The organism is Occallatibacter sp. (assembly GCF_035317045.1).
Taxonomy (GTDB): domain Bacteria; phylum Acidobacteriota; class Terriglobia; order Terriglobales; family Acidobacteriaceae; genus Telmatobacter.
In genome coordinates, this window is the sequence record NZ_DATHHT010000018.1 from 1 (window position 1) to 22,102 (window position 22,102).

Genomic DNA, 22,102 nt, shown 5'->3' on the forward strand with positions numbered 1-22,102 from the left:
GCGTCGATCCGATCTTGCCTTCACTGTGGATCTTGCCGGCCGCGTCCTTCACGCAATAGCTGATCGTCTTCTTGTGAACATCAAGTCCGATGTAATACATATGTCTCTGAGGAGCCTCCGTGGGTAGTTCTCTGAATCAGCGCGCAGCTGAGTTCAGCCTTTGTAACACCCTCGTGCTCCTCCTCGACTTATCATTCAAACAACACACCAGGAACGCAGAGATTCTCACGGTGCTACCCTGTTTTGAGAAAAGGGGCATCAGAAATGGCCGAAATGACACCCTTCATATACGGCGGCTTCTGCGATGTGCCCCGATGCATTTCACTTCGCTATCGGGGAAGGCGCTTTTTACTGCAGAGCGCCTTTGATGAGGGACTTGATGAATACCCCAGTGAGTACTCAATTTATATAGTCCCTGAGTCAGCTGACGATTCGCGACCGGTCTGTTCTCCGGAGTTCCTCGGCAATACGCGAATGGCTTGCATTGGATCGATTCCAATAGACCAAGTCACATTTGACATGAGCAAGCGTAAGGAACTTGATGCCACCATCCTCGACAGCTTTATCGCTGGCGAAGAGCCCTAAATCGGCATTACTTCCGGATCGATCACCACACACCAACAACCACGAATATGCTTTCGCAGCACTACGGGAATCGGCCACTTAGGGACCGACGCTCAAGGGAGGTTGCAGTTCAGCTGAAACCGAATGGAAGCCTTCTCATTCTTGCCCCATGCGGATTGAGAAAACTTCCACTTTGAGATGGATTCGCTCACTGCTGGCTGGAGCATCCGAAGTCGCGGTTCGCTAACGAACGAGATGTTCCGAATGACCCCATCTTCTCCCACCTCGAATGTCGCTTGAACCAATCCCTCTAGACGTGCGAGTTTTGCGATGGGCGGGTACTTCGGCAGTTCTGGCAAAAGCGGCGCAAACGGTGAAACTGTCTCGATTTGAATCGTAGGTGGCGGAGGAGGTTCTTTTGCGGCATCCTGCGCGATTGCAGAAACTTTCGTCTGCGGTCCGAACAGTGGATCGAAAGTACCGGCAAGAATCTGATCAATGAGATTTCCCCGTACAGGCTGTGCGGGCTGTGTCGTGTCTACAGAAAAGATGGGCTTATCCATCACTCCGGGACCGAGTGTGCTGTCGAGTCTCTGCAAAACGGCCATGCTCCATGAGGTGTTCTTTGGTGTCTTTGATGCTGAATCGAACAGATCTCGATCGAGAATATCGGTACGAATCTGTCGGTCTTTCCCGGCACAATTCACCTGCATCGTCACATCCACACCGCTAAACACAAGGCACTTCTTACAGCGCTGTCGCTCCCGGCGCAGTTCTTTCTCAGGGATTGCACAGGGGTTCTTGGATTGGAGCAGTTCCTCCATGCTCTCGTGGAGAATCCCAGAGGAGAGTTCAACCTTCGCGGGTTGAATACAGGCAATGCCTGGTGGAGTCACGAGTGCTCTCTGGACTGAAAGCTCGTTTCCATTTGGTGCAACGTTGATGATTTCGTAGAAATCATTCGGGGGACCGAAATCGAAGAACGTGTGGCGAGCGACGGTCAACTGCGTTGGCATACCAGATGGAGAAGTCTGAGAAGCGGCCATATTGCACACAAGTCCCAAGGCGCAGATAGAAATCCCTATTCCCCGATTCATGGTCGCGATTATACGTAGTTAAGGCGCTAACGCTGTGGTGGTGGCCGATTTTGGGCATTATTCCCGTATCACCGTCCAACCTTCCCTTACTATTTTTGGTGCAAAATCGTGGTAGAGGGAGCTTTCGGTGAGAGACAGGCGCACCGGTCAATAGATGAGCAAGTTGCCGGAGGGATAGAGGCCGTCCCATCCGCATGGAAAGTGCCCTTTGATATAAACAGCGGCCAGTTCCGTATAGAAGCCGAGGGGGCGAAGATCGCTGTATTCGGCCTCCATGCAAGCTCCGAGGGTATCCCACCGTACACAATGTTCAAAAGCTTTGGGCAGGTTGTGCGCAGCGGAGACGTTTGTAATTTTGCGGCTCACCATAGGCTCGATAGACCTCTTTAGGTCCGCAGTAATCTCGTTCCACTTTCGGTAACGTTCCATCGCGTGATTGTGAAGGAAGACGGTGAGCTCGTTGCGTCGCTCTAAACGAAAGGATTCCCAATCACGATGGTCGGTGGCAAAGGCGATTGCCTCCTTCCAGGAATTGAGCATCGTCGCCGGTTGGAGATCACGCAGGCCAACGCACGTGAACCAGTCGATACGATCAAGCGCGGCGAGGAGTTCTTCACTTTTCGTATTCATCGCGTTCAGAGCTCAGTCTAGCAAGTGGCTAGGGGAAGCTAACACGCGACTGCCGTTGCGGTTGATTAACCGTCCACACGTACTTTACCATTTGGTAAAGTACGGATTGCCCACAATCCTCCCGGAACACAGTTTCGCGAGCATGAATGTTGCTGAAGCTGCCGGATTCATCGTTTAAGCCGAGGGAGCCAAGTCGAATTTACGCGGGTTTTGTCCATCGACCCTTGAGGCCAGCTTTGCGCAAGCCGTCAACGAGATGTTCGACCATATCCGGTTGCCACCAAATTGCCAATCCCTCGCGAGGCGCATCTCCGATGTCAGGGCGTTGCACAAGGAGAGTCCGTAAGGCATTGCCCGCAGCCTCACGTTGATCCAATTGTCCGCATGCCGCCGCAACAGCCAGATTGGTGCGCCAGAAGCCGGGCATATTCGCTTTGCGAGCAAATTCCAAAGCAACTTCGTATTCGCCCTTTCGATAAGCATCAAAGCATGGCACAAACCAATACCAGCCCGGGTGGTGTGGGTTCAGGCTGCGCGCCGTGGATGACAGAACGCCCCCTCGCTCCCAATCACCAGCATAGGCGGTGAGAAATCCGAGATACGCGAGCGTGAATCCATCCATGGGATTCAGGTTGATAGCCCGCGCGGTTGCGATTTGAAAGCTCTGGATTTCTTTGCGGAAGAATTCGACGGCCGCGAGTGCGTGGTACGCGAGGTGGTTCGATGGCGCGAACTCGATTGCGCGTCGCGCGGCTGTGAGTGCCCGGCCGAGCGGATCAGGGCGCAGATTGAATCGATGGGTGAATTCCTCCTTCTCGACAAGCGAGAGGACTACCCCTTCGCTGCACTCCGGGTGCGCTCAACATGACACGCAATCTTGCTGTTGTTGGTGATTAACCGTCCCTTCGGAAGTTGGCATTTTTTCGATGCGAAGGATTTGAAAGACAACTGCAGGTTCCTCGACTTCGCTTGGAATGACATTCTCCCTGGGGAGGACAGAGAGATTCGGTCGCGCACATTAGTCAAACGTTTGACCTGGGAGGTGGGCGGATGGTACCGTGGGCGGCCTGGAGGGATGGAACGCATGGATCGGCGTCGATTTCTGGGTAGTTCATTGGCCGTTGCGAGCGGAGCGGTTCTGTCGGGTCGAGGTCTGCACGCTGCGGGCTCTGAGCCAAGGGGCTCGATGGTTGAGGCGGCGCAGGTTCCGGGCGTGGTGCCTCGGGCGGAGATTGAAAGTGCGCGTTTTCCGGATGGCTTTCTTTGGGGCACGGCCACCGCTGCCTTTCAGGTTGAGGGCGCATGGAACGAGGATGGTAAGGGCGAGTCGATCTGGGATCGATTTACGCACACTCCAGGAAAGGTAAAAGGCGGAACAACCGCGGATGTGGCCTGCGATCAGTACCATCTCTATGCGCAGGACATGGATCTGGCGAAACGCCTTAACCAGAAGAGCTATCGGTTCTCGATATCCTGGCCGCGGATCCAGCCCACGGGAACCGGTGCGCCCAACATGAAAGGCATCGATCACTACAGCAAGTTCCTCGACACCATGCTCGAGCAAGGGCTGCGTCCGTTTTGCACCATCTGTCACTGGGATCTGCCGCAGGCGTTGGAGGAGAAGGGTGGCTGGCCAAACCGCGACCTGGCCGGATATTTCGCAGACTACGCGGGCATCCTCGCCAAGCATCTTGGAGATCGCATCACCATCTGGGCGCCGTTCAACATGCCTTGGTCGGTGGCCTACATGGGATATGGCGTTGGGGCGCTTGCGCCCTGTCGCGCCAACTTCGACGATTTTCTGAAGGCAGCGCACACCCTGGCCCTGGCGCAGGCGCAGGCACTTCGATCGATCAAGGCGGCATCATCGAAAGCGACAGTGGGCAGTGCTTACGGGATGTGCCCGGCGTATCCCAAGACCGATTCCGAGGGGGACCGCGCAGCCGCGGCTCGCTATCACGCGATGAATAACGTGTTATTCCTGGAAGCGGCGATGAAGGGGCGGTATCCCAACGCGTTTGTGGGAGAGCCTCCGTTTGAGCGGATGGGGGTCAAGCCCGGCGATGAGAAGATCATGCACGCGCCGCTCGATTGGGTCGGCTTCCACTACTACACACGCCGCATTGTTTCCGACGCGAGCCATGTGCAGGCGTTTAGCGGGGGCGGTTTCAGCGGCACCGAGATCGAGGCTGACCCTGCGACCGGACGCGATCCGTACACACGCTTCCGGGCGGAGATGCCAACGGAGGGTCCGCTCACCGAGTCTGGACTCGAGGTTTGGCCTCGCGGCATGTACGACCTGGTGACGCAGATCTCGAAGGAGTACGACCACCCCATCATCGAAATCACTGAGAGCGGTTGTGGCTATCTCGATGCACCGTACGCAAAAGAGAATGGCCGTGTGCCCGACACTCGTCGCATCGAGTGGTTCCGGCAAGAGCTGGCTGAACTGGCGCGAGCGATTGCCGACGGTGCCCGCGTCCGCTCATTTCATGCCTGGAGCCTGATTGATAACTTTGAATGGGCGAACGGCCACACCGAGCGCTACGGTCTCATTTACGTGGATTATCGCGATCAGAAGCGCACGGTAAAGGATTCAGGGCTGTGGTACGGGCGGGTGGCGGCGACGGGGAAGCTGGGGGCTTAGGTTTTACAGTAGCTCTTCGGGCGGCCCCCGTGACGCTCTTTCGGATCGCGAACTTTCCCAGGAGGTGCGCTGCGATTCCTCCGGGCTACTTTCGATGGCTCCCTTCGGAGGTTCTGTGTGGTGCATCTTCAATCCTGGAGTTCTGCATCGAAATTGCCTGGAGTGTGAAACCATGGCGAATGAAACGAATATGAATATACCTGATCGTCCGAATCCGACCCCAATGGACGAACGAATCAATGCAGTTCCCGACGAGAAGGAAAGGGCGGAACGGGAAGCGGACAAACTGGCCCACAAGGGCGCCGAGCGGGAGCAGGAGTTTGACAACCAGCAGAAGCCGTTTACTAAGTAGAGGACCGTACTGTTAGCGCTGCCGGCGGGGTAACCTTTCCGCTGGCGTCGCTGACCGTGATCCCGTCACAAATATTCGAACAATAAATTGATTTGTAAAGTCGCTGGCTGGTTTGGTTTGCAAAACCGGCTGGTACCTTCGGGGCATCGTGGAACACGAAGGTCTCATGTCCCTAAGTAACTCTTTTGACTGGGATAGTAACCCTGAAAATTCCACTTTCGTGATTCTGGAATCACTGATGGGGAGAGCATCTTTGGCCCAAAGTGGGGCATCCTTTTAACAGTACATGCGAGGTGCAGTTGACCCCGCAAATCCCCGAACACCAGGTGACATATGCTTTCCACCGCTACAAGACGACCGGGCGATGTTGCGTCGTACCTGATGCTCCAGCACTTCCCGTTAACTAGCGCGTATCTTTGCCAGGACTGTAATTCGATTGGGAACAATGCCAATCAGTGTCCTGCGTGTGCGTCGGAGGTTCTGATGAGCCTCTCGGCCATTCTGAACCGTTCCAACGAGACAATGATTGATTCGGAATACTCTTTACCGGCCCTTGCGGTGGCTTCTGTCCACGCGGGTTCGGCTTTAGCTGCCTAGGGTTCTGCTTCTCTTGTGTATGCGCGCCCGGCCCGGGATTGAAAGAACGCCGGGGATGCTGAAGAGTTCAGCGTGTGGCGCGCGACCACTTTCCCACTTTTTCAGGCAGAAATTACCAGGACACCGACAGGACCTGATCCTCGGCGTGCGGGCTCGCGATGATGCGGCCGGCTTGCGCTTTATAATGAAGAATGGCTGGTTGCGTCCTGAGCCTCTCTGAGGCCTCAGTGACGCGGCCGGAATAATCCTTCATCCCGGTGTCTTCCCATTGACTTCATCGAACGACGCGATCGTCATCCGCGGCGCGCGGACCCACAATCTGAAGAATATCTCCTGCGAGATTCCTCACGGAAAGCTGACGGTAGTCAGTGGCGTATCGGGATCGGGCAAGAGTTCGCTCGCCTTTGACACGATCTATGCCGAGGGGCAGCGGCGGTATGTCGAGTCGTTGTCGGCGTACGCGCGGCAGTTTCTGGAGCGGATCGAAAAGCCGGATGTGGATGAGATTGACGGACTGGCGCCGGCGATTGCGATCAAGCAGAAGAACACGACGCGGAATCCGCGGTCGACGGTTGCGACTGCGACGGAGATTTACGACTATCTGCGGCTGTTATATGCGCGCTGCGGAGAGGTGCATTGCATCTTCTGCGACGGGTTGGTGAAGCGGAATTCGATGGACGAGGTTGCCGAGACCGTGCTGGCGCTGGGAGAGGGAACGCGGCTGAATGCGCTGTTCCCGGTGCGGTACGAGATGCCAGTAGTGGAGGCGGCCAAGCCGGCAAAGCGGGGGACGAAGGCGAAGGCCGGCGCAAAGAGTTCATCGGCGGCTGTACCGGATCCGATGAGCGAAGGGCTCAAGGCGCGGCTCATGAAGCTGCGGGGGGCGGGATTCAACCGGCTTTATCAGAACGGGCAGATCTACGAGTTTTCGACGCCGGAATCGTTGATCGATATCGACTTTACAGCTCCAGTGTTTGTCCTCCTGGATCGGATTGTGGTGAACGCCGAGAACCGTGCGCGCATTGTGGACGCGGCTGAGATTGCGTATCGCGAAGCGGGCGAGGTGATTTTTGAAGAGGCGCAGAAGCCGCGAGAGGAGAGCCAGATTGGCGGCAGTGCTCTCCCCGGTCTCAAAGGCGAGACCGGGGGCACCCGTGAGACGCGGGGAACTCGCAGGCATCGGTTCTCGGGGGAGTATGAGTGCACGAATTGTCATCGGCCGGGAAAGGAGCCGGAGCCGCGGCTGTTCAGTTTCAATAATCCGTTTGGCGCCTGTCCGCGCTGCCAGGGATTTGGGAACACCGTTGACTACGATTTGAACCTTGTTATTCCGGACAAGGGCCTGAGCCTCAACGACGGTGCGATCGATCCGTGGAATCGGCCAAAGTATCGGTCGTGGTTTACGGAGATGAAGAAGCAGGCGGTGGCATTGGGGATTCCGATGGATGTACCGTGGCGCGAGATGAGCGAGGCGGCGCGCGAGGTTGTTTTGCGGGGAAAAGGCGCGTTTGAGGGCGTGCACGGATTCTTTGCGCAAATGGAGCGGAAGAAATACAAGCTGCATGTGCGCGTGATGCTGAGCAAGTATCGCGGGTATGCGGAGTGTCCGGAGTGCAGAGGTCAGCGGCTGCGGGCTGAGGCGCGTGCGGTGCGGATTAACGGGCTGAATATTTGCCAGAGTGCGGCGCTGACGATTGCGAAGGCAAAGGAGTTTTTCGCGGGGCTAACGTTGACGCCAATGCAGAAGGAGATTGCCGGGTCGATTCTGGAAGAGGTGCAGCAACGGTTGAGTTTTCTGGATGCGGTGGGGCTTGAGTATCTGACGCTGGACCGGCTGGCTTCGACGTTGTCGGGCGGTGAGGCGCAGCGGATTCAGCTTGCGACTTCGCTGGGATCGCAACTGGTGGGGACGTTGTATGTGCTGGATGAACCCTCGATTGGATTGCACACGCGGGATACGGCGCGGCTGATTCGCATCCTGAAAAAGCTGCGCGACCTGGGGAACACCATTGTTGTGGTTGAACACGATGCGGATGTGTTGCGCTCGGCGGATCATCTGCTGGATCTGGGGCCGGGCGCGGGTGAGTTTGGCGGCAAGCTGCTGGCCGAGGGCGTGCTCGCTGAGATCGAGGCGAATCCGAATTCGCTAACGGGGAAGTATCTCTCGGGAAAGATTTCGATTCCAGTGCCGACGCGGCGACGTGCGCCGGGGCGCGAGAAGCTGGTGCTGAAGGGCGCGGAGGCGAACAATCTGCACGGGCTGAGTGTGGAGATTCCGCTGGGCATGCTGGTGGCGATCACGGGTGTGTCGGGATCGGGGAAATCGACGCTGGTGCACCAGGTGTTGTATCGCGCGGTGGCGCGGGCGCTGGGACAGACTGATGGCGGAGACCCTTCCAGTTTTTTTCGCTCTTTGACTGGTGTTGAGAGATTGAACGATGTGGTGCTGGTAGATCAGACGCCAATTGGACGTACGCCGCGGTCGAATCCTATCACCTACATCAAGGGATTTGATTTGGTTCGCGAACTATTTGCGTCGCAGCCGGATGCGAAGAAGCTTTCGCTGACCCCGGGACATTTTTCATTCAACGTGCCGGGCGGTCGTTGCAACACATGCGAAGGCGATGGAACGGTAACGGTGGAGATGCAGTTCCTGGCGGATGTGGAACTGCCGTGCGAGGACTGCAACGGCACGCGCTACCAGGCCAAGGTGCTTGAGGTGCAGTACAAGGGCAAGAACATTCACGAAGTGCTGCAGATGACAGTGAAGGAAGCGTTGCGGTTTTTTGCGGGACAGATGCGGCTGCTGGAGAAGCTCGCCGTGCTGGATGAGATCGGGCTTGGCTATTTGCGGTTGGGGCAGTCGGCGACGACGCTGTCGGGCGGTGAGGCGCAGCGTGTGAAACTGGCGGCCCACCTATCGCAGGTTCGAGCGGCGAACGCGAGTGCCAAGCCATCGCAGGCGAGCCGGGTGCTATATATCCTTGATGAACCGACGACGGGATTGCACTTCGATGATGTGTCGAAGCTGCTGACGGCGTTTCGCAAACTGATTGACGGCGGCGGGTCGCTGATCGTGATCGAACACAACCTGGATGTGATCAAGAGCGCAGATTGGGTGATCGACCTGGGGCCGGAGGGCGGCGAAGGCGGCGGGCGCATTGTGGCGGAGGGAACACCGGAGGAAGTCGCAAGCAATCTGCACTCGTACACGGGGGAGTGGCTGGCGAAGGTGCTTTGAACCGCGCAGGCATTACACGCAGTCATCTGCAGTTTTGGAATTTTGAATTCAGATCAGTCATACGCCGGATCATCCGGCGAACACAGAAGTTCAGATGCACGCTCGAGCATCAGGTCCGGCATCACAGGCTTTGCCAGCACCTCGAAGCTGTGCCCTTTGCTGACTGCCTCTTCCAGCAACATTGCGGTATTCGTATGGCCCGAGAAAAGAATCACATGGCACGTCGGATGGTTTGCCTTAATCACAATTGCCAGATCGATCCCGTTCATCTCCGGCAATATCACATCCAATATCGCCAATTCCGGCTGCCACTCCGCAATCAGTTCCACGGCACGTTCGGCCGTGTAGGCCACGCGTGCGTCATAACGTTGCATCTGGAAGATCAGTTGCAATGTATCGGCAATCGCCAATTCGTCATCGACAATCAGAATGCGCCGCCGACCCTTTACGCCCATCAGTTCCGGCACACTACCCCATTCAGGCATCGCTGATCCCTGCACAACGTTGGACGGAACCGATTCAGATGCGTCAGAATCGAGCAGCGAAGTGTCACCGTTTTGCCCTGGGCCCCCCAGGCCGTCGTTACCCGTTTCCGCGCGCTTCTCACTCATCTCTGCCGCGGAACGCGATTGTAAAACCCTGCACACCATGCTGGCTTACGATGCGCACCAAAGCCTGCTAGTATACCTCGGATGACGATAAATCATTGATTTCATTGAAGCAATTGCACTGATGGAATTAGTTGTGGAGCGTCCAGAACCCCACTGATGGATGAACTTGAAGCGACAACCCGCGAATGGTCCGACCGCATTCGGCGACTGTTGAAGGGACTGACACTCACCCAGGCTGGCCTCGCAGACCGCCTCGGCGTTTCACCGGCAACCGTCTCGCGATGGCTCGCGGGAAAAAACGAACCCACGGCGGAGACTTACGTCGCCCTTGGCAACCTTGCCGGCAGACCTGATGGCGCCTACTTCTGGGAGCGGGCCGGCATTGATACCTCCGAACTCCCCGACGCGAGCCTTCGCCAAACGCTCTCCTCCATCCGCACCACCCTCGAAGATTTCAACCTCATCACCACCAAAAAGGTCTCGCAGCACCTCAGCGGCAAAGCCAATGCGGTGGCCATTCCCCTCATGAACGTCTCCGCATTCGGCGACCGCGTCCCCCCGCACGAGAACGTGCGCCTCTCGCAGGCCAAGGTCGAAGACGTGCTGCTGGCTCCGCTCGCCTGGTGCCCACACCCTGAGAACATGATCAGCGTGCATGTTGCCGGCGACTCCATGTTTCCGGTCATCCCTTCCGGCTCGATCCTCTTTATCGACACGGCCGTCACTGAGCGCAGCCAACTCAATGAAAAGCTGGTCGTCGTTGCCCATCGGGATCTCGGCTTCAAGGTAGCGCGCCTGCAACGCCTCGTCGGTTCTGACCTTCTTGTCTCCGCGAATCCCAAGTACCTTCCTCTCGACGTCAGTAACGCCACAAAATGGAAGATCTTCGGCGAAGTCCTCTGGTGGATCTCCAAGGACGCCAAATACGACTCCTGATTCCCAGCGGTGACATTTCGCCTCTCACAGGCGATCATCTAATCAATTGATGCCGTCCTCCGTTACCGACGAGTTCTCTGCCGCCGTCTCACGCCAAGATCTCGAGCGCCATATTGAAGCCGCACAGGCACGCGTCAGGAATCCCATCGAAGGCGTCTTCGGTGCGGACTCCGCCACCTGGCGCGTTAGTCGTGAATCGGCCCTCTTTCTCGGCGCCGGACGCGCGGCCCTGTTGCAGCTTGCACATCCCTGGGTGGCAGTTGCCCTCGATCAGCACTCCTCTCTGCTCGCGAAGCCCATTGTGCGTTTTCACAGCACTTTTCGGGTCGTCTTCACCATGGTTTTCGGCTCGGCTCCGCAGGCCTTTCGCGCCGCTCGCTCGCTTTATCAACGTCACACCGTCATCACCGGCGAACTCCCCGGCGATGTGGCCAGCTACTCCAAGGGCTCACGCTATCAGGCACTTCATCTCCCCGCGCTGCTCTGGGTTTACGCCACGCTCATTGACAGCGCCGTCACCGCATATCAATCGGTGCTTCCCCCGCTCGACGACGCCCAACTCGCAGCCTATTACGCCGAATCGAAAATCCTCGCCGGCCTCTTCGGCTTGCCGCCCGAAGCTCTACCCGCGGACTGGCCGTGCTTCCAGGTTTACGTCAATGAGATGACCGCATCGCAGGCTCTCGGCGTCGACGATCGCTCCCGCGCGATGGCACAACGCATCATGACCGGCGCAGGTTCCAGCATCCCCATTCCTCGCTGGTATCAGGCGCTCACTGCGCAGTGGCTGCCGCCGCGTTTCCGCGAGGAGTTTGCGCTACCCTTTGAGCCTGAGGATCAAAGACGCGCACAAAGAGCCATGGACTTTCTCCCACGCATCTACACGAAACTTCCAGCCTTCCTGCGCTACGTCGGTCCCTATCGCGAAGCACAGGCGCGCATCGACGACCGCGCCGCCGGTTTCATAACCCGTCGGAGCAACCGCTTCTGGATCGGCCAGCCTCGTATGCCCTTCGCGCCGAATACAACGGACTCTGCCAACCATTAACGGTTATTCATCCACCTGTTTATCCGGCACAACGGAGCGATCGCAGGCACAAGACTGCTCAGTCTTTTGCGGCGCGCATGATTTTGGTGGTGAGGCGCTGTTTGGCTGCAGGCATCTCGGCCCAGGGATCGGTGTTGAGACGTTTCTTCCACGAACTGAAATCTGTGACGTGGAAAGTTGGGCGGAATTTGGTGTTGAGTTCCTTCCAATCGAGCGGCAGTGCTACAGGGGCGCCGGATCGGGCTCGCGTCGAGTAGGGAGCGATGGCGGTTGAACCACGATCGTTGCGGAGATAGTCAAGGTAGATGCGGTTTTTGCGGATCGCCTTGGTCATCTTGGTGACGTAAAGGCCTGGGTTCTTTCGCTCGATTCCAAGAACAACGTTGTGCGCGAACTCCTTGATGGCGGGCCACTCGTTTTCGGGGCGAATGGGAACCACGACGTGCAGACCTTTGCCGCCGGTGGTCTTAAGGAAACTCTGGAGTCCGAGGTCATCGAGGCGGGTACGGAATTCCTTTGCGGTTGCCGCGAGCACCTTCCAGTCGATGGATTCGTCAGGGTCCAGGTCAAAAATGATGCGGTCTGGTTTTTCAAGGGTGTCGTTTTTGGATCCCCAGGGATGGATTTCGAGCACACCCATCTGTGCGAGGCCGACGAGACCTTCCGGCGAGTTGAGGGTCAGGTATTGTTCGGTTGGCCCGCCCTTTTTGTCGGGAACGGGTACGCTGCGGATGCCGTGGGGAACTCCCATGCCGATGTGCTTTTGAAAAAAGCAGGGCTTTGCAGCGCCATCAGGGCAGCGGAGAATGCTGAGGGGGCGATCGGAGACGTGGGGCAACATGTGATCGGCCACCGCAACAAGGTAGTTGGCGAGCATCAGCTTGGTCATCCCGGATTCAGGGTCGAGGATTTTGTCGGGATGGGTGATGGGGAGATCAGTCTTCGACGCGCTCACGGCTTTGACATGCGTGCTACGGCCTTTGCTTGATTCCGGTGCAGACTTTGCTGGATGTGTTGGGGACGATTTCGTTAATTCGAGCGGCTCGGCTTTTTCGCGGGCGACTTCCTTGGCAGGCTTGTCTTCGCGGAGGCCTTTGAATGCGGCCTGGCGGATGAGGTTGTCGCGGGTCCAGTTGGAGAAGGATATTTGCGCGACCAGTTCGGGTTTGACCCAGTGCACACCACGCGAGACGCCCTTCGGTATATCGGCGAAGGGTGACTTGGTTTGCACGAGGTCGTTGAGTTGTTTGTGCAGGGTCTGTTGGGTCTTTTGCGTGAAGCCGGTGCCGGATCGGCCGGCGTAATGTAATTTGCCGTTTTCGAAATATCCGATGATCAGGGCGCCGATGCCGGTGCTGCCATTGGAGGGATCGGTGAAGCCGCCAATCACGAATTCCTGTTCCTGAAAGCACTTTGACTTGATCCACGAATTGCCGCGCGTGGATGAGTATGGAGCCGATGCGAGCTTGGAGACGATGCCTTCGGCACCGAGATTGCAGGCTTCGTTGAAGACCTTCTTGCCGTCCGCTGCAAAGTGTTCGCTGAAACGAATAGGATCGTCGTCATCGAGTCCGGCGAGGAGCTTTTCGAGGAGATCTTTGCGGTCGAGCAGCGGCAGATTGCGCAGGTTGTGGCCGTCGAGGTGCAATAGATCGAAGGCGAAGTAGGTGAGGCTGACGTTTGCGCCTTCCTGAAACGCCGCCTGCAGATCCGCGAAACTGGTGGCGCCTTTCTCATCGAGGACGACAGCTTCTCCATCAAGGACGGCGCTTTCGCAGGGCAGTTGCTCGGCGGCCCGCGCGAGGGTCGGCATGCGATGCGTCCAGTCGAGGCCTTTGCGCGTGAGGAGCGAGACGCGTTTCTTACGCGAGTCGCCAGCGGGGCGGACCTGGATTTGAATGCGATATCCGTCGAGTTTGAGTTCGTGGACCCAGCCATCGCCGCTGGGCGGAGCGGTGGAGGCCCGGGCTAACTGCGGGCCGATGAAGTTTGGGAATTTTTCCTTTGGAGCTGACTTGAGGGATGCCGTGAAGGACGGTTTGGACTTCGTCTTTTTTTTCTGAGACGTGGGCCGCCTGGTTGCCTCGGTTTGCTGGTCAGCGGGCCGATTGCTGTGCCAGACGCGGTCGCTGTCTTTGCCGATCTGCTCGATGGTGCGGTTGCTGATCGCGCTGTCAGGGAAGCGATCGGTGAGGGAGGGCTGATCTTCGGTGCGGGCAAACTCGTCGCGGTCTTTGATGAGGAGCCAGTTCGGTTTGCCGGGACGTGCATCGTGGGTGTGCATGCGGACGAGAGCCCAGCGGCCATGCATCTTCTGGCCCTTGAGGTCGAACTTGAGATGGCCTTCGGCGAGGGCACGATCGACGTCGGCATAATCCTTCACCGGCTCCCACTCGCCGAAGTCCCACAGCATGACGGATCCGCCGCCGTACTGGCCCTTGGGGATTGTGCCTTCAAAGTTTCCGTATTCGATGGGATGATCCTCTACCTGAACGGCGAGGCGCTTGTCGGCGGGGAGATCGCTGGGGCCTTTAGCGACGGCCCAGCTTTTGAGCACGCCATTCCAGGCGAGGCGAAAATCGTAATGGAGCCGGGTGGCTGCGTGCTTCTGAACGACGAAGGGCAGCGCACCGCTTTGGGAGGCAGCCTGGATTGCGCCTTTGTTTCCGCGGGGCTCGGCGGTGACGTTGAAGTCCCGCATTTCCCGGTATCGCTTTAGCTGGTCTTCCAGCACACTGGCTGGATCTTTCTTGCGAGAGGCGGTCTTTGCCTTTGCCATGGTTATGCGGCCTTACGCGAGCGTTTACGAGACTTGACTAGTGTAGGGCCTTTCTTCGAGGAGCGTGAAGACGCAGAGGATTTAGGATGTTTCTGCTCGCGGCCCGACTCGCTGACGCTGCGTTTCAAAGCGTCCAAAAGGTTGATGACCTTGGGTCTGGGTTTGGACTCGGCGACAGGCAGAGGCGACTTGCTGCGCCTGGCATTGATGAGTTCGTGGAGCGCGGCTTCGTAGTCGTCCTTGAAATCGTCGAGATGGAAGGGCGCGGATTGGGCGCGGATGAGATCGTTGGCGAGAGCCAGCTGCTTTTTGTCGACGGCGTGTTCTTTAATGCTGCCGAAGTAGTCCCTGGCGTCGCGCAGTTCCTCGGCATAGCGCAGGGTGTAGGCCATAAAGCCGCGGGCGTTTTTCCCGGGCGCAGGGGCAATGGCGACCAGGTGCTCGCGGCCGCCGAACGCGACTTCGCCGATGGCAACTTTGTCGGCCTGCAGCATGGCAGTTCGAACGACCGCAAACGCATCGAGGGAACCCTTGGGGTCAGGAACGACGAAGTAGGGTTTTTCGAAAAGGGCTGGGGGCAGTTCCCTGGCGTCGACAAATTGCGCAACGTCGATCGTATTCTGTGTTTCGAGGCGAAGCTTCTTTACCTCGTCGGGTTCGACGATCACATATTTGCCTTTGCTGTACTCGTAGCCTTTGACGATGTCAGAGTTATCGACCGGCTCATCGCCGTTGATGACGTTGAGATGGTGCACGCGCTGATGGGTCTTGCGATCAATCTGATGGAAAGAGATTTCAGATGTGGCACTGGTGGCAGGGAAGAGTTGGATGCCGAAGGATACGAGTGAAATTCGAAGTTGCCCAGACCAGAATGGACGTCCAGCCATGCCTGCCTCCTGGGTGCCCGCACCGGTAGTGAGCATTCGGCGATGCCCGGTTCTCGCACCCTAGGTCGTTCGATGTAGCGGCCAAAAGGCAAGTTGTCTTAAGGCTGGCTTCGATAGGCTGTCTGCGGAAGAACGATTTCAGGCAGCGAGGACTGACGACTAACGCATCATAGGTCGCATGATTCGTAAACTCAAATCCGGAGAATTTCGTTTGTATTCGAAGAAGAAGGATGTCTCCACAGGAAAGAGGCGCAACCTCGGGACATTTTCAACGCTGGAGAAGGCGAAGAAGCACGAGCGCGACGTTCAATATTTCAAGAGGCATTAGGGAGCGCGCATTGATTACGAAAACAGAAAAGCGCAGGTCTGGAGCAAAGAAGCGCGGCTCTGGAGCCGGGTCAAAGCGGAAGTGGGTGAGCAAGGTCAAGACGGTTTCGACGTATCCGCAGGAAGGCCTGTTCACGAAGGATGCTGAGACGATCGCACGGCAACTGGCGTCGAAGAAGGTTTCGCCGAAGGGGCCGGGGTCGGGAATGCGGATGCTGACCTATTTCATCAATCGGGCCGGAAAAGGGCTCAGCAAGTCGCGTAGAGCGGAACTGGAAAGGGCGAAGAAGCTGCTTTCGAAACGCGTGAAAGCCGCCCGGGAGAAGGCCAGGTCGCGCGCCGATTAGCAGCGCGCAGATCGGTTGCTGTTGACGCGAGACGCGGGTGCGATGCTTTACCATGCGCTTGTAGGTGCCGAATACCTCCCCAACGACCGCAACGAATTTGCTGAACGGCTCAGTTCTTGTGCTGATCCAGTTTGACGTGTGCGAGGAACTGCGCCTGGATCTCCTGAGGAACGTGAGGGAGCGGACGGTTCAGCAGCAGCCGAGCATGAAGCACGGTGCGCCGGCGTACGTGCGCTATGAGCGGCCCCCGGTGGTGGAACCGCTGGAGGCGCTGCAACTCGACAGCGGAGAGCGGTTGGAAGGCGTAATCAAGTACTACGATTATGGCGTGGTCAGCGTCGTGTTTCAGCTGCCGTTCTCAGGCGGGTGGGACAACCTGGTGCAACTGGCGAGCCGGTGGGTGTGGGATATCGATTTTGCGTCGCGAGCCGAACCGCTGGTAAGGGCAAGGCTGGATCAATGTGCGGCAGCGATGATTCGGCCGGCTGCGCGGTGGCTGAGCGAAGACTACTTCATTTTTCATGTGAGCGAGGCGCCGGGAGGACCGCCGGCTTCGGACTTGATTCGGGACCACGGGCTGGAGATTGCGCAGGTGGTTCGCGGAGACCGTATGCAGCTGTCTGCGGGAGAGTGCAACGAGGTTCTGCATTCGCAGATTTCGTATTATGCGAACGATCTGACGGTGATTGGTTGGAATGCGGCGTTTCTTTACGACAGCTCGGCGGGCGCGGAGACGGCGATTCAACTGCTGGAGTATGCGAATTCGCAGCTGCTGGAGTTTCGGCATTACGACGAATTGCTGACGGCTATTCTGGACAAAGCATACGCGCTGCTGGAGCAGCGGACGGGAGTCTTTGCGCGTTGGCGGATGGCGAAATCGGCGCGTACGCTGCACACCACGCTGTTGGATGTGGCGGAGCTGACAGAGCGGGCGGATAACGCAATCAAGTTTTTGAGCGACATGTTTGCGGCGCGGCTGTACAGGCTGGCGGCGGCCAAGGTGGGCGTTCCGGACTACAAGGAACTGGTATCGCGCAAGGTGAAAACGGCCGAGGACCTGTACAACTATATGGTGGATCAGTTCAATCAGAGCCGGGCGTTTTTTCTGGAGTTTACTGTGGTGCTGATTCTGCTGATCGAATTGTTTTATTTGTTTCGGGGGAAGCCGTTGTAGTGAGAATGCAAGGGCTGAATTGATCGATATTTCTCTATGACATTGTTGACGTTTACGGCGCTTCTTTTTATTGGTGCACTGCTGGCGGGCCTGCTAGGGGCGCTCACGGGGCTGGGCGGCGGCGTGGTGCTGGTGCCGTTGCTGACGCTGGGATTCCATGTGGACATTCGCTATGCAATTGGGGTGTCGCTGATCTCGGTGATTGCGACGTCGTCGGGGGCTGCGGCGGCGTATGTGCGCGAGGGATTTTCGAGCGTGCGGATCGGGATGTTTCTGGAGGTGGCCACCACGCTGGGGGCGATCCTCGGAGCATACCTGGCGACGGTGGTGCACACGCAGGCGCTGGCGATCATCTTTGGTGTTGTGCTGCTGTACTCCTCCTATTTGTCGTGGCAGCAGGTGTGCAAGCCTGTTCCGCCATTGACGAAAGGAAGCCCGTGGTCAGACAGGCTGAGGCTTTCCGGCGATTTTCCGAGGAAGGATGGCTCGCGCTGCAAATATGAAGTCGAGAATATTCCAGGCGGATTCAGCGTCATGTTTGTTGCGGGAGCGCTGTCGGGGTTGCTGGGCATCGGATCGGGAGCGGTGAAGGTGCTGGCGATGGACCGCATCATGAAGGTGCCCTTCAAAGTTTCGACGACGACGAGCAACTTCATGATCGGGGTGACGGCAGCGGCGAGTGCGGGGATCTATCTGCATCGTGGATTGATCACGCCGGGACTGGCTTTTCCTGTGATGCTGGGGGTACTGACCGGTTCGCTGATCGGCGCGCGCTACCTGGTGCGGGCGCATGTTGGAGTGCTGCGCGTTGTGTTCACGTTCGTGGTGCTGGCTTTGGGGGTCGAGATGATTATCAACGGGGTGACGAAGTGGTTCTGAGAGAGAAGCCGTTGCCGGAACGACGCGAAAGCCATTTCAACGACCGCACGATGGAGACGATCATGGGGCGTTTGCTCCAGGTTGGGGTGCTGTTGGCGTCGTTTGTGATGCTGGCGGGCGGAGTTCTGTACGTGCGGGCGCATCATACGGCGACTCCCGATTACCGGATATTCAAGAGCGAGCCGCAGGCGCTTCGGCATGTCGGGGGAGTGCTCAAGGGAGTAGTGGCGGGCGATTCCGCGGCCGTGATTCAACTGGCTGTGCTGCTGCTGATCGCGACGCCGGTGGCGCGGGTGGTGTTTGCGCTGATTGCATTCGGAATCGAGCGGGATAAGCTCTATATTGCGGTCAGTGCGGTGGTGCTGGCGGTGCTGGTGTTCGGATTTATTCGATCGCAATGAAGTGGTGACTGCGGGAATGCCGTAAAGCGGTCATAGATGTCAATGCGCGACATCGGAAAGATCAAAGGTCACTGCTGGTTAGATCGTGCTTTCCCACCCAAGCGGAGCTTGGATGGGGCACCCCTCGTTCGTGCCGATGTCTGAATTTTCACGGCGGATTCTTCCCTCACCACCCCCAGGTTCAGAGCTTTCGTAAGGCAATCAGCGCCTTTCCGTTGATTGCGCATCTAATGCCAAGAACAGGCATTCTTTTCTCTTGGTTTGGGGGAGCGATGAAGCGATTTCAGGGAAAGGTCGCGATTGTTACCGGCGCGGGTTCGGGGATCGGGCAGGGAATTGCGAAGCGGCTTGGCTGCGAGGGCGCCAAGGTGATCGTCGATTACGTGGGAAATCCCGACGGTGCCAGAGAAACGGAAGAGGCAATTGAGAAGGCCGGCGGCGAGGGCAAGATTGTTCTGGCCGATGTTACCCGCATCAATGATGTGGAGTGCCTGGTGGATACGGCATGGAGCCAGTTCGGTTCTGCGGACATCCTGGTAAACAATGCAGGGATGGAAAAGAAGTCGGACTTCTGGGATACGGCGGAGTCAGAGTATGACCAGGTGATGGCGGTGAATTTACGCGGGCCGTTTTTTCTTACGCAGGCGTTTGTGCGGCGACTGCGCGATGCGAAGAAGCCGGGGCGCGTGATCAACATCAGCTCGGTGCATGAGGACATGGTGTTTCCGGGGTTCGCTTCCTATTGCTGCAGCAAAGGCGGACTGCGGATGCTGATGCGGGATCTTGCGGTTGAACTGGGCCCGCTGGGCATTACGGTGAACAATGTTGCGCCGGGTGCGATTGTGACGCCGATCAATAAATCGCTGCTCGAGGACAAGCCCAAGCTGGATGCGCTGCTCAAGAATATTCCGCTGGGGCGGATGGGCACGCCGGATGATGTAGCGGGCGTTGTGGCTTTTCTGGCGTCGGACGATGCGGCATATGTGACGGGCTCGACGTTTGTGGTGGATGGCGGACTGATGCGCAATTATCGAGAACAATAAACCGAGATATGGCTTCCAGGATTGAAGATTACGCATTGATTGGCGATTGCCAGACGGCGGCGCTGGTGGACAAGAGCGGCTCAATTGACTGGCTCTGCTGGCCAACGTTTTCGTCTGAGGCGTGCTTTGCGAAGCTGCTGGGCACGGACGAGAACGGCTATTGGAAAATTGCACCATGCGACGGTGAATGGAAGACGACAAGGAAATATCGCGAGCACACGTTGATTGTGGAGACGGTGTTTGAAGGCGCCGAGGGCGCGGTGCGCCTTACGGACTTTATGCCGGTGCGGAACGCGCACTCCAATGTGATGAGGATCGTGGAGGGGTTGCGCGGGACGGTGCAGATGGGAATGGAACTCTCTCTTCGGTTCGATTATGGGCGGACGGTGCCATGGGTGACAGCGCTGGAAAACGGAGTTCGCGCGGTGGCGGGACCAAATCTGGCGATTCTGCGCGCTTCAGTCGAGACCCGGGGCGAGAATCTGAAGACGCTGGCGGAGTTCAAGGTTGCGGCCGGGGAACGTGTCCGGTTCTCGCTGGCGTATGGGCTCTCTTACGAGGACGATCCGGGTGGCAAGGATGTAGAGGGTGCCTTGCGGGAAACGGAGAGCTTCTGGCAGGAGTGGACGGAGGTTCTGCAATACGAGGGGAAGTATGGAGAGATTATCGAACGGTCTCTCATTACGCTGAAAGCGATGACCTATATGCCCACGGGAGGAGTGGTAGCGGCAGTGACGACGTCGCTGCCCGAGTGCATTGGCGGGGTGCGGAACTGGGACTATCGCTACTGCTGGCTGCGGGACACGACCTTTACGCTGCTGGCGCTTTCGAATGCAGGCTACATCGACGAGGCGGAGGCTTGGCAGGATTGGCTGCTGCGGGCGCTGGCGGGGAGCCCCGACCAGGTGCAGATCATGTACGGTCTGCGCGGCGAGCGGCAACTGCTGGAGTGGGAAGTTGGCTGGCTGCCGGGGTACGAAGATTCCAAGCCGGTGAGGATCGGCAATGCGGCGTCGATGCAAGTGCAACTGGACATCTACGGGGAGGTGCTGGACTGCTTTTTTCACGCGCAACACAAGGTGGGAAGGCATTCGGAAGATGACTTCAGGGTGCTGGTGCAGCTGCTAAAGCATCTGGAGACGATTTGGCAGGAGCCGGATGAGGGGATATGGGAGACGCGCGGAGGCCCGCAGCAGTTTACATATTCGAAGATGATGGCATGGGTGGCGTTTGATCGCGCGGTGCTGCTGGCGGAGCAGATGAACTATAAGGCGCCTATTGAGCAGTGGAAGTCGATACGAGACGCGATTCATGCGCAGATTTGCGAGAGTGGGTTCAACGCAGAGCGCGGTTGTTTTGTGCGGGCGTATGGATCGAATGAGTTGGATGCATCGCTGCTACAGATGCCTCTGGTGGGTTTTCTGCCGGGATCGGATCGGCGAGTGCAGAATACCGTGGAGGCAATCAGGCGCGAGCTGATGCGGGACGGGTTGGTGCTGCGCTATGACACCTCGAAGGCGGACGATGGACTTCCTCCGGGAGAGGGTGTCTTTCTCGCTTGCAGTTTCTGGATGGTGAGCAGCCTGAAAGCGGTTGGGCGCGAGCCGGAGGCAAGGAAGCTGTTTGAGGATCTGCTGAAACTGACGAACGACCTGGGATTGCTTTCGGAGGAGTACGACACGGAAGGGAAACGGCTGGTGGGGAACTTTCCGCAGGCGTTCTCGCATATCGCGCTGCTGAATGCGGCATTCGATCTTGAAGGTATGGCGGGCGTGGGCAAGCGTGCGCGTCGGCAGGGCCAGAGTTGAGAATCGCGGTGGGCCCGGTTTCGGCGAAGTGGATGGCGTTCGCAGCTTCGTTTCTTGACCCTGCGTCCAATCCTTCTGCAGCGAAGGGGGGATCATCACACGCGCTTCGCTGGTTGATGCACCTGGGTGCCGTGGGGATATTCGCGCTTGCGGTGGTTGATTCGTCGGTAATCCCGATACCGCTGCCGGGAAGCACGGACCTGGTGCTGCTGTTCTTGACGGCGTTTCGGTCGCAGTCGGCTGGCTCGCCAATCCTGTTTGGTTCATGCGCGTTTGTGGGGTCGGTCATTGGCGGTTATACCACCTGGGCTGCGGGGAAGAAGGGAGGCGAAGCCGCGCTTGATCGACTGGGGAAGGGGCGCTTTGTGCGTAGCGTACAGGGCTGGGTGAAGCGGAATGGATTGCTCTCAGTAGCGCTGGCCTCCCTGCTGCCTCCGCCGGTGCCGTTGATGCCGTTTCTGCTTGCGGCCGGGGCGCTGGGATTTTCACGCGGACGTTTTCTGATTTCGTACTGCACGGCGCGCGCAGTGCGCTATGGCGCGGTGGCATGGGTGGGCTACAAGTATGGGCGCGTGGTGATCAATTTCTGGCAGAAGGATTTGAAGGGTTGGAGCATGCCGATACTCGTCGGCTACATTTCGCTGCTTGTGGTGGGAGCGCTGTATGGGGTGTGGAAGTATCGGCGAGGGAATCGCGTGAAGAAGTAGCTGGAAAACGGAATGCAGGGTGGACCG

The 22,102-nt window shown here is 57.9% G+C and carries 18 protein-coding genes; 12 read left to right on the forward strand and 6 right to left on the reverse strand.

Annotated features, from left to right (window positions below):
- Nucleotides 1-677 precede the first annotated feature (677 nt).
- The 3 genes from VK574_RS07235 to VK574_RS07245 form a co-directional block, all read right to left on the reverse strand.
- Complete coding sequence (locus tag VK574_RS07235; protein WP_472799160.1) at nucleotides 678-1,580, reverse strand: energy transducer TonB; 903 nt, start codon at nucleotides 1,578-1,580, stop codon at nucleotides 678-680.
- Between the two features lie 228 nt (nucleotides 1,581-1,808).
- Nucleotides 1,809-2,291 (reverse strand): hypothetical protein, encoded by a 483-nt coding sequence (locus tag VK574_RS07240; protein ID WP_472799161.1) that lies wholly within the window; start codon nucleotides 2,289-2,291, stop codon nucleotides 1,809-1,811.
- 199 nt (nucleotides 2,292-2,490) lie between these two features.
- The gene (locus VK574_RS07245) at nucleotides 2,491-2,913 is read right to left on the reverse strand and encodes a tetratricopeptide repeat protein (RefSeq protein WP_472799162.1); all 423 of its coding nucleotides are present in this window, start codon (nucleotides 2,911-2,913) and stop codon (nucleotides 2,491-2,493) included.
- A gap of 462 nt (nucleotides 2,914-3,375) precedes the next feature.
- Between VK574_RS07245 and VK574_RS07250 the strand changes: the two genes are divergently transcribed.
- The 3 genes from VK574_RS07250 to uvrA all read left to right on the forward strand — a co-directional run bounded on the left by VK574_RS07250 (nucleotide 3,376) and on the right by uvrA (nucleotide 9,128).
- Nucleotides 3,376-4,938, forward strand: a complete 1,563-nt coding sequence (locus VK574_RS07250; RefSeq protein ID WP_472799163.1) for a glycoside hydrolase family 1 protein — start codon at nucleotides 3,376-3,378, stop codon at nucleotides 4,936-4,938.
- A gap of 172 nt (nucleotides 4,939-5,110) precedes the next feature.
- Complete coding sequence (locus VK574_RS07255; protein WP_472799164.1) at nucleotides 5,111-5,290, forward strand: hypothetical protein; 180 nt, start codon at nucleotides 5,111-5,113, stop codon at nucleotides 5,288-5,290.
- Nucleotides 5,291-6,155: 865 nt separating this feature from the next.
- The gene (gene uvrA / locus VK574_RS07260) at nucleotides 6,156-9,128 is read left to right on the forward strand and encodes an excinuclease ABC subunit UvrA (protein WP_472799165.1); all 2,973 of its coding nucleotides are present in this window, start codon (nucleotides 6,156-6,158) and stop codon (nucleotides 9,126-9,128) included.
- A 53-nt stretch (nucleotides 9,129-9,181) separates the two neighbouring features.
- Here the strand turns inward: uvrA and VK574_RS07265 are convergent, their stop codons facing one another.
- A complete protein-coding gene (locus VK574_RS07265) occupies nucleotides 9,182-9,739 on the reverse strand; it encodes a response regulator (protein WP_472799166.1) in 558 nt (185 codons plus the stop codon).
- Between the two features lie 156 nt (nucleotides 9,740-9,895).
- On the opposite strand from VK574_RS07265, the gene VK574_RS07270 reads away from it, so the two are divergent.
- Together VK574_RS07270 and VK574_RS07275 are read left to right on the forward strand one after the other, a co-directional pair.
- Nucleotides 9,896-10,675, forward strand: a complete 780-nt coding sequence (locus tag VK574_RS07270; RefSeq protein WP_472799167.1) for a S24 family peptidase — start codon at nucleotides 9,896-9,898, stop codon at nucleotides 10,673-10,675.
- 49 nt (nucleotides 10,676-10,724) lie between these two features.
- Nucleotides 10,725-11,723 carry an oxygenase MpaB family protein gene (locus VK574_RS07275; protein WP_472799168.1) on the forward strand — a complete coding sequence of 333 codons (999 nt, stop codon included), beginning with the start codon at nucleotides 10,725-10,727 and terminating at the stop codon, nucleotides 11,721-11,723.
- A gap of 58 nt (nucleotides 11,724-11,781) precedes the next feature.
- On the opposite strand, the gene ligD is transcribed toward VK574_RS07275, so the two are convergent.
- Nucleotides 11,782-14,502, reverse strand: coding sequence for a DNA ligase D (gene ligD / locus VK574_RS07280; RefSeq protein ID WP_472799169.1), 2,721 nt, complete (start codon nucleotides 14,500-14,502; stop codon nucleotides 11,782-11,784).
- Between the two features lie 2 nt (nucleotides 14,503-14,504).
- Entirely contained in the window at nucleotides 14,505-15,389 is an 885-nt protein-coding gene (gene ku, locus VK574_RS07285; protein WP_472799170.1) for a non-homologous end joining protein Ku, read from the reverse strand.
- A gap of 338 nt (nucleotides 15,390-15,727) precedes the next feature.
- On the opposite strand from ku, the gene VK574_RS07290 reads away from it, so the two are divergent.
- The 7 genes from VK574_RS07290 (at nucleotide 15,728) to VK574_RS07320 (ending at nucleotide 22,075) form a co-directional block, all read left to right on the forward strand.
- Nucleotides 15,728-16,063 carry a DUF3175 domain-containing protein gene (locus VK574_RS07290; RefSeq protein ID WP_472799171.1) on the forward strand — a complete coding sequence of 112 codons (336 nt, stop codon included), beginning with the start codon at nucleotides 15,728-15,730 and terminating at the stop codon, nucleotides 16,061-16,063.
- 64 nt (nucleotides 16,064-16,127) lie between these two features.
- Nucleotides 16,128-17,237, forward strand: coding sequence for a hypothetical protein (locus VK574_RS07295; RefSeq protein ID WP_472799172.1), 1,110 nt, complete (start codon nucleotides 16,128-16,130; stop codon nucleotides 17,235-17,237).
- A 36-nt stretch (nucleotides 17,238-17,273) separates the two neighbouring features.
- Nucleotides 17,274-18,116: a sulfite exporter TauE/SafE family protein gene (locus tag VK574_RS07300; protein WP_472799173.1), complete on the forward strand. Its 843-nt coding sequence runs from the start codon at nucleotides 17,274-17,276 to the stop codon at nucleotides 18,114-18,116.
- 62 nt (nucleotides 18,117-18,178) lie between these two features.
- Complete coding sequence (locus VK574_RS07305) at nucleotides 18,179-18,517, forward strand: DUF1634 domain-containing protein (RefSeq protein WP_472799174.1); 339 nt, start codon at nucleotides 18,179-18,181, stop codon at nucleotides 18,515-18,517.
- Nucleotides 18,518-18,789: 272 nt separating this feature from the next.
- On the forward strand, nucleotides 18,790-19,560 hold the full coding sequence (locus VK574_RS07310; protein WP_472799175.1) for an SDR family NAD(P)-dependent oxidoreductase: 771 nt from the start codon (nucleotides 18,790-18,792) through the stop codon (nucleotides 19,558-19,560).
- Between the two features lie 8 nt (nucleotides 19,561-19,568).
- Nucleotides 19,569-21,368, forward strand: a complete 1,800-nt coding sequence (locus VK574_RS07315; RefSeq protein ID WP_472799176.1) for a glycoside hydrolase family 15 protein — start codon at nucleotides 19,569-19,571, stop codon at nucleotides 21,366-21,368.
- Nucleotides 21,365-22,075 (forward strand): VTT domain-containing protein, encoded by a 711-nt coding sequence (locus VK574_RS07320; protein ID WP_472799177.1) that lies wholly within the window; start codon nucleotides 21,365-21,367, stop codon nucleotides 22,073-22,075. The genes VK574_RS07315 and VK574_RS07320 overlap by 4 nt, the downstream gene beginning before the upstream one ends.
- Nucleotides 22,076-22,102: the final 27 nt, after the last annotated feature.